This is a genomic window from Klebsiella sp. MS 92-3 (assembly GCF_000195655.1).
Classification (GTDB): domain Bacteria; phylum Pseudomonadota; class Gammaproteobacteria; order Enterobacterales; family Enterobacteriaceae; genus Klebsiella; species Klebsiella pneumoniae.
Window position 1 is genome coordinate 46,601 of record NZ_GL882858.1, and the last position, 13,498, is coordinate 60,098.

The 13,498-nt window shown below is 54.6% G+C and carries 11 protein-coding genes; 5 read left to right on the forward strand and 6 right to left on the reverse strand.

The features are described from left to right. Nucleotides 1-48 precede the first annotated feature (48 nt). The gene (locus HMPREF9538_RS03850; protein WP_009486155.1) at nucleotides 49-897 is read right to left on the reverse strand and encodes a transporter substrate-binding domain-containing protein; all 849 of its coding nucleotides are present in this window, start codon (nucleotides 895-897) and stop codon (nucleotides 49-51) included. Between the two features lie 353 nt (nucleotides 898-1,250). Between HMPREF9538_RS03850 and HMPREF9538_RS03845 the strand changes: the two genes are divergently transcribed. The 5 genes from HMPREF9538_RS03845 to HMPREF9538_RS03825 all read left to right on the forward strand — a co-directional run bounded on the left by HMPREF9538_RS03845 (nucleotide 1,251) and on the right by HMPREF9538_RS03825 (nucleotide 6,828). After that, on the forward strand, nucleotides 1,251-1,868 hold the full coding sequence (locus tag HMPREF9538_RS03845; RefSeq protein WP_020316947.1) for a LuxR C-terminal-related transcriptional regulator: 618 nt from the start codon (nucleotides 1,251-1,253) through the stop codon (nucleotides 1,866-1,868). Nucleotides 1,869-1,971: 103 nt separating this feature from the next. Further along, nucleotides 1,972-2,520, forward strand: a complete 549-nt coding sequence (locus tag HMPREF9538_RS03840) for a fimbrial protein (RefSeq protein WP_009486157.1) — start codon at nucleotides 1,972-1,974, stop codon at nucleotides 2,518-2,520. A 41-nt stretch (nucleotides 2,521-2,561) separates the two neighbouring features. Continuing rightward, the gene (locus HMPREF9538_RS03835; RefSeq protein WP_009486158.1) at nucleotides 2,562-3,230 is read left to right on the forward strand and encodes a molecular chaperone; all 669 of its coding nucleotides are present in this window, start codon (nucleotides 2,562-2,564) and stop codon (nucleotides 3,228-3,230) included. Between the two features lie 29 nt (nucleotides 3,231-3,259). After that, entirely contained in the window at nucleotides 3,260-5,797 is a 2,538-nt protein-coding gene (locus HMPREF9538_RS03830; RefSeq protein ID WP_009486159.1) for a fimbria/pilus outer membrane usher protein, read from the forward strand. Nucleotides 5,798-5,799: 2 nt separating this feature from the next. Beyond that, nucleotides 5,800-6,828, forward strand: coding sequence for a fimbrial protein (locus HMPREF9538_RS03825; RefSeq protein WP_004212899.1), 1,029 nt, complete (start codon nucleotides 5,800-5,802; stop codon nucleotides 6,826-6,828). 12 nt (nucleotides 6,829-6,840) lie between these two features. On the opposite strand, the gene HMPREF9538_RS03820 is transcribed toward HMPREF9538_RS03825, so the two are convergent. From HMPREF9538_RS03820 to HMPREF9538_RS03800, 5 genes are all read right to left on the reverse strand, one after another. Continuing rightward, complete coding sequence (locus HMPREF9538_RS03820) at nucleotides 6,841-7,935, reverse strand: fimbrial protein (protein WP_009486160.1); 1,095 nt, start codon at nucleotides 7,933-7,935, stop codon at nucleotides 6,841-6,843. A 7-nt stretch (nucleotides 7,936-7,942) separates the two neighbouring features. After that, nucleotides 7,943-10,498: a fimbria/pilus outer membrane usher protein gene (locus tag HMPREF9538_RS03815; protein WP_042632428.1), complete on the reverse strand. Its 2,556-nt coding sequence runs from the start codon at nucleotides 10,496-10,498 to the stop codon at nucleotides 7,943-7,945. Between the two features lie 36 nt (nucleotides 10,499-10,534). Then, nucleotides 10,535-11,197: a molecular chaperone gene (locus tag HMPREF9538_RS03810; RefSeq protein ID WP_004185341.1), complete on the reverse strand. Its 663-nt coding sequence runs from the start codon at nucleotides 11,195-11,197 to the stop codon at nucleotides 10,535-10,537. A gap of 194 nt (nucleotides 11,198-11,391) precedes the next feature. Then, entirely contained in the window at nucleotides 11,392-11,973 is a 582-nt protein-coding gene (locus HMPREF9538_RS03805) for a fimbrial protein (protein ID WP_004145710.1), read from the reverse strand. Nucleotides 11,974-12,674: 701 nt separating this feature from the next. After that, nucleotides 12,675-13,498 (reverse strand): aldehyde dehydrogenase family protein (locus HMPREF9538_RS03800; RefSeq protein WP_009486163.1); only part of this gene is annotated, 824 nt, incomplete at its 5' end.

Here is a 13,498-nt window from a genome sequence, read left to right on the forward strand (position 1 = left end):
GGGGGGGCGGGGGGCGGGGGGGGGGGCGGGGGGGGGGCGCCGCCGCGGTTAACCGCGAATTTTCCACTTCCGTTTGAGAACCTCTTTGTCCTGGCTATCCAGCCACTGGTTCACTTTCTCCAGCAGCGCCGGGTTATCTTTACTCATCATATACACCTTGTTGCTGGCGGTACCGGCGAACGGTGTTTCGTTAGCAACGCAGAACACGCCGGGCTCTTTGCTCTGGTAATAGTCGCCTTCAATCAGATCGGTCACCATCATATCGGCCGTTTTCTGCCGCAGCGCCTGCAGGTTATCGACATTGTTCTGCACGCGAATAATTTGCGCCTGCTTGATGTGTTCATCGACAAAACTCTGGTTTGTGCCGCCAGGGTTGACGATCACTTTCACGTCCGGACGGTCAATTTTTTCCAGCGAACCGAGCCGCGGGGCGGCCTGGCAGTTGGCTAAGGCGATTTTTCCGTTCGCCACCACCGGATGGCTGAGGGCGAAGGCTTGCGCCCGCGCCGGGGTCTCGGTAACCCCACCCATCGCAATATCAAACTTGTCCGCCTGCAGATCGGCGGCGAGCGCGGGCCAGCTGGTGTAGACGAAGCTCACCTTCAGCCCGAGCGTGCGCCCGAGATCGCGGGCCATGTCCACGTCATAGCCCTGCAGTTCGCCGGCGGCATTGCGAAACGCCAGCGGCGCGTAATCGCCCGGCACGCCCACCTTCAGTTCACCGCTGTGCTCGATGGATTGCATATCGCGCGCCTGGGCGCCGCAGGTCATTATCGCCAGCGTCAGCGCCAGCCCCACCGTCAGTCTCATTTCGCCATCCTTAAAGTTATCGTTTTTCATGCCAGAGTGACCGGCCGCATCAGTCACAGTATCCGCCGCGCGAGCCAGGGCATTCATCCTATTTTTAAACACCGGGACATACAACCCGACGTGGGGCAAAACGTTAATTAATCCTCTTTCTCGCTGTGAGCTTGCTGGTTGTTTTGACTTTCAGTAAAATGCCCCGCAGCGCATTCATATTTTATTCCTGGCCATACGTTTAATATATTATTTATTATCGTTTATTTTACTTTTCTCTTATGCGTTAATAGTTGAATCTTAAATTATAACCCTCTGATTAATAAGTAAAAACACTTCATGAAACATCTTTCATTAGGATTTTTCTAATGATCGTGCTTATCATCTTATTTACTCCCCTCCTCTCCAGCAGTAATACTTGGTTACAGAAGCAGTGTATAAGGAAATACATTATGATTATTATCATTTCCGCCAATAAATTTTTTATTAACGGCATCCGGTCTCTGGTTAACATGACCATGAGTGCTCAACGTCGGTATAGTCAAACATTGTTTCTGGATAATATTTCTGACGTGAATGATAAAAGTCTAACCATAGCCAGAACCATTATCGTGGACTATAGCCACCCGGACATTCAACAATTAGCCGCACTGCTCTATCGTAAAAAAAAGATCATTCATGGCGATATCGTTTTTGTCGTTAAAAGTGAGATTCTTGCCGATCCAGTCGAAAACATTATCATAAACTCTATTTCGACGATCGTGCTTGATTATATAGATGTTACCCAACGGCTGCAGAAATACTTACAGAATGCGTCTGATCATCGCTTTATTAAAGTGTTCAGAAAATCAATTAGCTCGCTGGACAGTTGTGTCAATATTAAACTTACGAAACAGGAGGACTCTCTTCTCCCCTATATCATCTCAGGTTTAAATAATAAGAAAATTGCTCAGGCCACCGACCTTAGCAATATGATGATCAGTCACTATCGGAGAAACATCTACCAGAAACTCAATGTACGCAATATTGCAGGCCTGTATCATTTCCTGCACTCCCTGGAGGGGGGATAAGTTCGCTTTATGGCTATCACAACAACAGAGCTAACGGCTTATGCAGCGTCAATGAGTATGCCTGGCTATTAGCTTCCCAGGGTCACAACAGAAGGAATTGGCTATGAAAATGAAATCACTTTGCCTGGCAATGGCACTCGTCGGCTCGACCTCACACTATGCCGCCGCGGCGGACGGTACGCTGTATTTTTCAGGTACAATTGTCAACTCAACTTGCAAACTGGCAAGCGGCAATGAGAAGGGTCTCATTGAAGTTAAGATGGGCGCTGTTCCGCTGTCTAAATTAAAAAATGATACCAATGGCACCGGGCCAGAAGTTGGGGTCAATATTAGCGTCAAAGATTGTGAAGCGGGCACGTACTATATTGTGCTCGACGGTGCTTCAGCCAACGAGGCGCCTATCACTAACGTACTGGCTCTCGATGCGGGTAATCCTACAGCTAAAAAAGTCGGCATTAAGCTAACCGACCGCAATAATACCCCGGTCACGCTCGATAAACCTTTCGATCCCAACGTCGACCCGCGTATTACGGTCAATGCCGATGGCACCGGTACCTTCAACCTGAAAGCCTATTACTATACCTGGGATAAAGACAACGCCGAAGCTGGCGACGGCAATGCGACCGCCAGGTTTACCATTATACAGCAATAACACCTGACCAGGGACGGCACGACGCGGATAAGGGGTAAGATATGAAAACGCTGCTGGCAGTGATCATAGGCGCTTTGGCTTTTCAGACCCAGGCGGCCATTACCATCGATGCCTCACGGGTTATTTATTCGGGCAAAGATAAATCGGCCAGTCTGAAAATTAACAACCGAAGCAGCAAAAACTATATCGTCCAGACCTGGCTTGATACGGGTCCGGAGACCCCCAGCAGCGGCTTACCCATTGTGGCCACGCCGCCCCTGGTCAAATTACGCCCCGAGCAATCGGCACAACTGCGCTTTATTTACTCAGGAACCGGTCTTCCTGCCGACAGGGAAAGTCTGTTTTGGGTGAATATTCAGGAGGTCCCTCCTGCGCCTGAGGAAAATAACATCCTGCAGTTCGCAATTCGCACTCGATTAAAACTATTTTATCGCCCGCAAGGAATTGCCACATCGCTGCCCAAAGCCGTTGAAAATCTGCAGTGGCAGCAAAGCGCTAACACGTTATCTTTTACTAACAACAGCCCACTGCATATTACGGTTATTAATGCCGAGGCGATCGACAACAAAGGCAAAATCTATCCTCTGAAAAACTTTATGTTGCTGCCGTACAGTCACCACGCTGTCAATATCGCCAGCATGCAGCGCTTGCATAAAATGAAATATATTAATGATTACGGCGCCGTTGTTGATATTCCAATAAAAAAATAAACGTCGCACCTCTTTAGGGAGATAGAGTGATGGACGATAGTAAATTACGCTATTTTGCCAGCGCATGGTTAATCTCCATCACGTTACCGGCAGACAGTGCGGAACGCTATAATGCCCAGTTTGTGAACGGTATCGACCCGCTGGCTTTTAATCAGTTTGTCGCCAGCGATGGCGACGTCATGCCGGGCACCTATGACGTTAATATTTACATTAACGATCTGCTGGTGGACAGTCGCCCCGTTCGCTTCTCAGAGGATAGCGCACACGGCGGGTTGGCCCCCTGCCTGAGCGCGGCGGAATATATCCGCTATGGCGTCAAGATTGACGATGACCACCAGCCCTGTTTCGCGCTGTCGCAGACGATCCGCCAGGCAGAGCAACAGCTGGATATCGCTAATCATCGGCTGATCATTCATATCCCTCAGCAATATATTGAGCACTATCCCCGTGACTATGTTTCCCCCATGCGCTTTGATGAAGGTATTAACGCTGCTTTCGTCAACTACAGCTATTCTACCGATGCCAATAATGGCGACGGGGGCAGCCATCAGTATCAATATCTTTCGCTAAACAGCGGGATCAATATTGCATCGTGGCGATTGCGCAATAATGCCTACTGGAATAAGTTCAGCGGGCAGGCGGATAAGTGGCAAAGCATCGCCAGTTGGGCGGAAACGAACATCATTCCCTGGCGCAGCCGGCTTGTCGTCGGCCAGACCAGTACCGACAACAGCGTCTTCGATAGCGTCCAGTTTCGCGGCGTACAGCTTGGCACCGATGCCGAAATGCGCCCCAGCAGCCAGACCGGCTTCGCGCCGGTCATTCGCGGTGTGGCCAACAGCAATGCCCGGTTGGAAGTTCGGCAGAACAACTATCTGATTTACAGCGAGAACGTCCCAGCCGGTCCCTTTGAGCTAAATGATATCAGCGCCGTTAACCGCAGCGGTGATTTCTACGTGACCGTCATTGAAGCCGACGGTAGCCAGACGACTTTTACTGTCGCCTACACCACCCTGCCACAGCTGGTGCGGGCAGGCCAATGGAATTATCAGCTGTCGGCGGGTAAGTATCATGACGGCGCTGACGGCTATGCTCCCGCCCTGATGCAAAGCTCGCTCTCTTATGGCCTGAATAATACCTTCACACTGTACGGTGGCGCCCTTGCCGCGGAGAACTATCGCGCCGGCGCCTTTGGCGTCGGTAGCAATCTGGGGGAGATTGGCGCCCTCTCAGCCGACTATACGCTGGCGGGAACGACGCTGGCGAATGGCCAGCGCAAGCAGGGAGGGAGCGTGCGTTTTCTGTATGCTAAATCCTTTTTGTCGAGCAAGACCGACTTTCAAATCGCGGGCTACCGTTACTCAACCGCAGGTTATTATAGCCTCAGCGATGCGGTTAACGAGCGTCGACGCTGGCACAATGGCCTGTACGAAAATGATTACTGGCCCTCTGACGAAGACGAAAGCTGGCAGGCAAGCGCTCCCCAACACTATTACACGTCCTGGTTTTATAATAAAAAGCATCGCTTTGATATTTCTGCCCGGCAAACTCTCGGTAAGAACAGCGCTTTCTTCCTTAACTTCAGCCAGCAAAATTACTGGAATAGCTCAGGAAGCGATATCTCGCTGCAGGCGGGCTTTAACAGCACTATCCATAACGTGAACTATGGTCTGTACTATCAGAATACGCGTAGCCACTTCACCCATGACGACAATAGCATCACACTGCGCGTTTCCATCCCTTTTACTCTGCAAGAAAACCGCCGGATCAATACCGCATTTACCCTCGCCCACAGTAAATCGTCTGGCACGTCCGGGCAGGCTGGGGTAAACGGCACGCTGCTCGATGATGATCGCCTGAGCTGGGCCGTCACCAGCGCCTATGATGACACCAGCCATAGCACCAACAGCGCCAGCCTGGGTTATCTCGGCCAGTACGGTAATCTGTATACCGGCTACGCCTACAGCAAAAACCATCGTCAGGCGAGTCTGAATCTGAGCGGCGGCGTGGTGGCACACCGCGGCGGCGTTACCCTCTCGCAACCGCTGGGCTCAACCTTTGCGCTGGTGGAGGCCAAAGACGCTCAGGGGGTAGGGATAGAGAATCAGACCGGCGTGCGCATCGATCCCTTCGGCTACGCTGTCGTACCACAAAGCGTTCCCTATCGGGTCAATTCTGTCGCGCTCAACCCTCAGGACTTCGATGCCTTTCTTGATGTCCCTAACGCAGTGGCGGATACCGTGCCTACCCGCGGGGCAATTACCCGGGTGCGCTTTGATACGTTCCGGGGATATAGCGTGCTGATCCATACCACCCTCGCCGACGGCAGCTATCCACCATTGGGCGCACAGCTCTATCGCGCCAGTGGGATCAGCAATGGTCTGGTCGGCCCGGGAGGAGAAGTTTACGTCAGCGGAGTCGATTCAGGCGAAAAGCTGCAGATGAAATGGGGCGAAACGCACCAGCAAAGCTGCGAAATCACCCTGCCCGAACTGCGCCAGGAGCCTCAGCAGGCGACGGCCTGGCGTGAATTATCCTTAATCTGCACAGTAACCCCCTCGAGGTAATTATGCGCCGACTTAGCGATACGTTATTTCTGACATGGCTTTCCGTTCTGTTCATGCTGAGCGCCTTCCCGGCGCAGGCGCTGACCTGCAAGACCACCTCGTCCACGATCAGCGAAGTCGTGAATATCGAGAGCATCATTAAAGTCTCCAGCAGCGAGCTTATTGCCAATAAAAAGATATGGGTCTCCAGCCCTATTACCGCCACCTTCAGTTGCGAAGATACCGATAATTTTCCGAACGGTGAAAGCGCCTATTTCTGGCTGGATCCGGAAAATAAAGCCAGCAGCTTGCCCGACTTTATCCAGGTAGGCATTACTTACAACGGCATCGACTATCTGCTACAAAATAAAAAATCGGTGGAGATTGGCCCGGCGACGCTGTGTGATAAAAGCGGGAATACCTGTAAGTCCCCGGCCATTGGGCAGACATTCAGCCTGGTTTACCAGGTCTATATCATCTCGACGGGCCGCAGAGTGACCGGGGAAGGTAAAATAGACGATAACCTAAAATTGTCGCTTTTTCAGGTAGATGGCCAAGGCGGTCTACGCAACGGCACCGCTGGCGCCAACTATAATCTTTTCATTACCGGCCTGAACCGTATCAGAACAATGGCCTGCGTCCCCACGGTATCTATTTCGCCAAGCGAAATTAACTTTGGCGATATTCCTGCCGGTAACGCCCGACCGGGCTACTATGAAAAAACACGCCCCTTTACCGTCACCTATGGTCTGGTCAAGCAGGGTAACGGCAGTGATTGCGGGACCGAACCTATGCTTGCTACGTTTAGCACCACTAATACGATACAGGAGAGCGCCATTATTTTGCCGCAGCCCGACAGCGGCTTCGGCATTGCCATCTCGCCAAACGCCAGCATGCATCCCCTTATTGAGATGAATGCTCCGATTCACTTTAAGCTGGCAACGGGCGCGACCCTCGCGAGCACCTATACGGCGGGGCTGCTCTGGTTGTCGAGAACGCCGAAGCTGGGGCCTTTTTCCGCGACCGCCAAAATCACCGTGACCTTTGAATAACGCCGCCCCAGGCTAGTTATACTCCAGGGCGAAAGTCACCATGCTGTTGGCCGTACCGGCTCCCACCGTGGCGTCAGTCTGCACATACTGGGCGTTGAAATTGATCGCCTCGGCGGTCCCGGCGCTGGCGCCGGTCACCCTTTTCAGGATCGGCAAGTTGCTGGCCTCGTTGATCTTAACGCTGGTGCCGTCGGGCACTGCCGCACCGGGGTTATTGCCGTAGGTCAGCTTCACGCCGACGCCGCTGGCGCTGTTGCTGGCCTGGCTCAGGGCCAGGGTATCGCTCTCCACGCTGACGCCGAAAAAGCCGATGCGCACGTCGGTCGGCGTCGGACAGAAGACCGGAATCGAAAAGCGCTTCGCCTGGCCGCCGGTAGTCCCTTTGCCATGAAACTCCCCCCGGTTAACCGTACCCAGACTGACCTGGATCGTCGATGTCGCTACCTGGCAGCTGCCGCTGCTGCCAATGTCCACATTCAGGGCGGCGATATCGATGCTGACCGGCGCGCTGGCGACAAAGCTGGCGCTTGCGCTGGTCTGCTGTTCAATGGTCATCTCCCCCACCTGCGGCAGCGGCGGCGAGTTGGTATGCGTCCCGTCCGCCAGTTGCACCGTTCCGGTTTTATAGAAGGTTACCGCAATCCTCACCGTGGTTTGCTGCTGCGTCATCAGCGCCGGGAGCGTCGCACTGTCGCATATCACCACCGACTCGCCGCCGGCGGAGTGGCTGCCATCGATGGCACGCATCGGGCCGCCGGCGCACTGGAAGCTGAGGGCGTAACCAATGCCGTCGATAGCGCTGGGGTAGACATGCTGTCCGTTAATCACCATCGGCGAGCCGCCGGTTTTCAGCTGCTTATAGACGATGCGTTTGGCGCTCGCCGTCGGCAGCTGCAGGTCGCAGGAAAAAGGGATCCCGCTGCCATTATCCGCCATCGCGCTGGTCATCTGGGTATTGACCGGCAGCGTGGGTAAATACTTGATATTAGGAATATTGACCGTGGTCTGGCCGATATTTGCGCGGCAGGTTTCAGCCCGCACGCCGGGAAGATAGGCGCTCAGCCCCAGCAGAAAGAGGAAAGGAAGTAGACGAAAAACAGATTTCATAGCCGCCTCAGCGTGTCTGGCACAGTCCGGAGACGGTTTTCACCGTATTCAGACTCTGCTGTGGGTTATCCGGAAGATGAAAATGCAGCGTGCAGCTCTGCGACTGGTTGTTGACGATCCAACTCACCGCCAGGGTTCCCTCCTGCGGCACGCCGCTGAGATACACCTGGCCGCCGTCGGCCACCATGCCGCCCGGCGGATTGCCGCTCTCCTCCTCCTCGATCAGCCGCGCACTGGCGCCAAACGGTAGCGGCCCCTGGGCATTGCGCAGGGTAAACAGCACCCGGTTGCCAATGTGGGTCTGGTAGTTGGCCATCACCACCGCGCCGCCGCCGGGGATCACGGTCTGCCCCTGCTGGTCGACGTCGGTGTCGTCGGCCATCGACTCCGTATCGAGGGTAATGACATTTTTCCGGTAGGCGGTCAGGGAGGGCACCACGGCATAGCCGCGCCAGTCGGTGTGCACATTGTTGCCGTTTTGCACCGCCACGCCGGCGGCCCCCGGCGCCCGGACGATGGCGAAGCTCTCACCCACCGTCTGGCCGAAGGTGACGCCGTGCGGATGCGCGACCACCGAGCCGGCGCCTCCCCAGGTCAACTGGTTGCTGGCGGCGTCATGGCGATAGCCGATCTGGGCGTTGCCGAAGCCGCCGTGGTAGTCCAGGGAGGCGCTGCTGTTGCTGCCTCGTCCCTGGTTGCCATAACCTTGCTGAACCGAGTAGAACAGATTTGGCCGCGTCGGCACCGCGCCATACAGCGACATCTGCTGCGAGGTATAGCCATTGCTGTCCGAGGTGGTGTTGTAGCTCACCGCGCTGTCGGACAGCGGACCACCCAGCGGAATATTGATATTGAATGACCAGGAGCGGTCATTTTTTTGCTGGCCGCTGGCGCGGGTGTAGTAATAGCCCACGCCCCAGGAGATCCCTTTCCAGGCGCTGTAGAACCCAAGGTGCACCGTCTCATCCCGACTCTGCCGATGCCAGTACTCCTGGGACCAGGCGGAAACCGCCAGACTGCCCAGGCCACCAAGGCTTTGCGACACCGACAGCTCTTCCCGGCGACGCCGGTTGTCTACTTGCCCCTGGGCGCTTTCAAGGGCGCTGGCTTCGGCAAAATCGTAATAGCCGCTTGACGAGTAGCGATAGCTGGCGAGGCTGAACGCAGTGCCCGAGCTGACAAAATTTTTCTGATACTGAGCGCGCAGCGAATGGCCCGTATAGCGCTTGCCCGACGGCGTACGGGTGACGGCCTGGGTGACATCCCCTCCCAGCGATCCGAACTCGCCAAAACCGCGGCCCAGGCCCAGCGCCCACGCCTGATAGTCCCGGGCCAGCTGCGTACCACCGTAGAGGGTGAATCCCGCCGTCAAACCGTAGAACAAAGTGCCCTGCAGAAATTCCGGCGAGCGCACCGACTCCCCCCCGGAGTGGTAGCGGCCGGCGCTGAGACTGAATTTGCCGCGCCCTTCGCGCAGCATATATGGCACCGCGGAATAGGGCTGGGTAAAGGTACGCACCACGCCATTGCTCTCGGTCACCTTCACCTCCAGATCGCCGCTCTGCGAGGTGGGGTAGAGATCGCTGATGGCGAATGCCCCCGGTGACACAAAGGTCTCGTAGATCACATACCCGTGCTGAGAGACGGTCACTTTGGCATTGCTGTGCGCCACGCCACGAATAGTGGGGGCAAAGCCGCGCTGGCTGTCCGGGAGCATTTCATCGTCAGACATCAGCTGGACGCCGCGAAACTGTATGCTGTCAAACACATCGCCGGTGGTGTAGGTATCGCCGATCCGCAGCAAGCTCTTCAGCGAGCGGACATCGCGCTGCAGCCAGGTGCTCTGGGTATCCCAGTGCCGGCGCTGCTGGTCATACTGCATTGAGGAGATGTTGCGCAGTCGCCAGGCGCCCAGGTTGAGGCCGCTGCGTAAATTGAGATAGTTTGAGCGGCTGCTCTCCCCTTCGTCGGCGTTCTTTATTTGCGCGCCGGAAAAATAGTAATCGACAAACGCGGCCGGCACGCCATCGTCCCAGCGCGACGGATCGACATAGCCGCGGCTTTGCACGTTCATCGCCGCCTGGGGAATACTCAGCGTCAGGCGCTGGTTAGCGAAGCTGAACCGACTGCTGGCGTCGGGAATAAACTTCTCGATCCGGGTGAAGGTTTCGCCTTCATGCAGCGCTTGAAAGGCGGGAAACGCGCTGACGTTGACGCCATACTCCGCCAGCTGACCGGGCGTCAGCACCGGGCGCAGCTGCCCGCCATCGTCAACAAACGTGATATCAGCCTGACCCAGCTCCTGGTCATTAACCACCACGGTGACAGGATAAGTCCCCGGCTGCTGGCCGCCGGGTTTGGCGAAGTAGTGCAGATCGGAGGTTTGCTGCTGCGGGTCAGCAAACTCCAGCGCCGCCGGGTCAAAATAGTCGTCGGCCAGCGCCCGGCTCAACGGACTGAGACAAAACATCATCGTCGGCACCGTCGCCAGCGCCATCGCCCGCCCGGCGGTAACGGGCAACAAGGCATACTCCCGCACCCTGGCTGTTGTTATTCTTTTCATGCTGGCGCCGTCCGGTAAGCTCATCAAAAAGGGGAATTACTGCTGGGCGAAATCGCTGACGCCGCCGTAGTCGTTAATCGCCCGCCATTTGACGGTGCCGTGCCCGCTCACCGGCCACGTTTTCTCGCCGAAGGGAGCCACCATGCCGGGATCGTCGATGCTTTGCCCGCCCACTTCGACGGCGTAAAAAGAGACGAAGTAGGGAGTGGGATTTATCACCGTCAGCCGACCGCCGGACTGGCTAAACTTCAGCTGCTGCCAGGCCTTTGCCGGGTCGCCCGCCAGGTCGTTGGGGCGATAGAAGATTTTGAATTTCGATTTAATATTCACCTGCAGCTTATTCACCTCGCCCTGAGGCGTCGGGGCGATACTTTTGACGTTCAGCCAGAAGACCGATTCACGGTCGCGGGGCAGCGAGGCGCCAATAAAGTTAATCCGCAGAACGTTATTTTGCTCCGGATCGAGACGGAACAAGGGCGGCGTTACAATGAAGGGCACCCTGGCCTTATCGTTTTCCGCGTAATTTTCCACCCACGACTGCACCAGATAGGGCGTATGGGTATCGGCATTGGTGACTGAAATAGCGGCTTCACGCTTCCCTTCCTGATAAATCACACGGGTTCCACCCATGACAATACCGGCCTGCGCTGCCGTGGTGCACAGCAGAAAAGCCGCAACGGCAATTATTTTCTTCATCATGACTTACCATCAGGTAAAAGTTGAACAGACAACAAAATAAAGCAGTGAATAACAGAGCCAGTACTCGACGGGATAATTAGCAAAAACAACTATACCGTCACGAATATATTTCGTGACTTCATGACAATTAACACTTTAGCTATCTGTAATTAATCAAGACGCAGTGGGCTGACTCTGAATAACGCGCAATTAGATCAGTTATAAATCATATTGAAATTAGCTGTACCGTCGGCTTTACCTGCCGTCACGGTCGCCGCGGTGGAGATATAGTCGGCGTAAAACTCGAGGTCGGCAGAGCCGGTGCCGCCGCTGGTACCCGGAGTGACCGTCTGTTTGGCTGACGTTTTACCGAGGCTGACAGCCGTCGACCGATCGTGCTCATACAGCTTAATCGCTACGCCGCTGGCGCCGCCGTTGATGGCCAGCAGGGAGTTATCAGACTGATCGCGCGCGCCGTCAAACAGCACGGCGACCGTAGTCACGCTGGCCGGGCAATCTTTCACTTTGATATGGAAGGGGGTTTTGGTGGTTTCAAAACCAGTGCCGGTAAAATAGTTGCTGGCCCATTTGCCCAGATCAACCTTCTGGCCATTAGAACTACTATCGACGTTGCAAGAGCTGTCGGTGATTGACCCATTGAAGATGACCTGCCCGCCGGCGCCTTCCGAACTGGTGCCCGAGTCAGGATTGATAGTGTTGGCCGCGGTAGCCTGCAAGGCTACGCCAGAAAGCAGCGCTCCTATGAGGATGGTTATAAAGCGAGGTTGTTTTTTCATTATTTATCTCATCGTTAACGAACATATTTTCCATCATCGACAATAGCCCCAAAGCTATCGCGAAACGGCTCGTCAGCTCCTCCCTGTAAATGTACGTTGCGTTCCTTCCGCAGGATATTAGGCACATCCCCCTCTACTCTGCCTTATTTTGCCAATAGATGGCCATGAATAACAAACAGAAGAAAAAAGAGTTATTTTGATGTGCGAAATAAATATATTACCCGAAGTATCAAAAGGCAACCCGGGAAGATGTTAACTATAAGTTAATAGCTATGTTCGCCATATATTTAATTTTTGAAATGGCTTTTCAATGTTAATTTACATATCTATACAAAAGAAATTCAAATACCTTTAAACAACAACAGATCAATTCAATTAACAAATTTAAAGACAATTGTTCAAAAATTCGTCTTGTTTTATTGTGCGCTCGTCAGAGTGTACACAAAAATTAGGAATTTTCCTGGTATTAATATTCATAATTTCTACACAAACGGCGCCAGGGTGCGCCACCTCCACCCGCTAATCCCTTATTATGGAAGTGTTTTTATTTTCAAGTGAAAGCCAATACATAAGTGACATAAATACATGGGCGCTGCCGCCGGCAAAATAACCACCCTCTTCGAATGGTTATTTTGAAGTTAAAAAAAATCCGCAACCCGAATGGATTGCGGACTGAGGATCGGTCAGAAATGAGATGGACTTCAGAACAGGCCCAGCGGCGCGGTGCCGTAGCTCACCAGCAGGTTTTTGGTTTGCTGATAGGCATCCAGCGCCATCTTGTGCGTTTCCCGCCCGACGCCGGACTGTTTATAGCCGCCGAACGCCGCATGCGCCGGGTAGACATGATAGCAGTTGGTCCACACGCGACCGGCTTTAATGCCGCGACCCATGCGATAGGCGAGGTTGGTATCCCGCGTCCACACCCCGGCGCCGAGACCAAACTGGGTCTCATTGGCGATAGCCAGCGCTTCCGCTTCGTCCTTAAAGGTGGTCACCCCGATCACCGGCCCAAAGATCTCCTCCTGGAAGGAGCGCATATCGTTGCGACCTTTAATCAGCGTAGGCTGAATATAAAAGCCATTATCCAGCGCCGGCGCGATAGCCGCCCGCTCGCCGCCGGTCAGAATTTGCCCACCCTCTTCCCGGGCAATCTGAATATAGGAGAGGATCTTGTCGAACTGCTGGCGGGAAGCCTGAGCGCCGATCATGGTGTCGGTATCTAACGGATCGCCGCGGCGGATCTGCGCCACCTTCTCCATTACCCGTGCCATAAAGGGCTCATAGATGGACTCATGGATCAGCGCCCGCGACGGGCAGGTACAGACCTCACCCTGGTTGAAGAAGCCGAGCACCAGCCCCTCCACCGCCTTCTCAATAAATTCCTCTTCTCCGTCCATCACGTCGGCGAAGTAGATGTTGGGCGATTTCCCCCCCAGCTCGACGGTGCAGGGGATAATATTTTCCGCCGCGCAGGCGAGAATATGCCGCCCGACCGGCGTGGAGCCGGTAAACGCCAGCTTGGCGC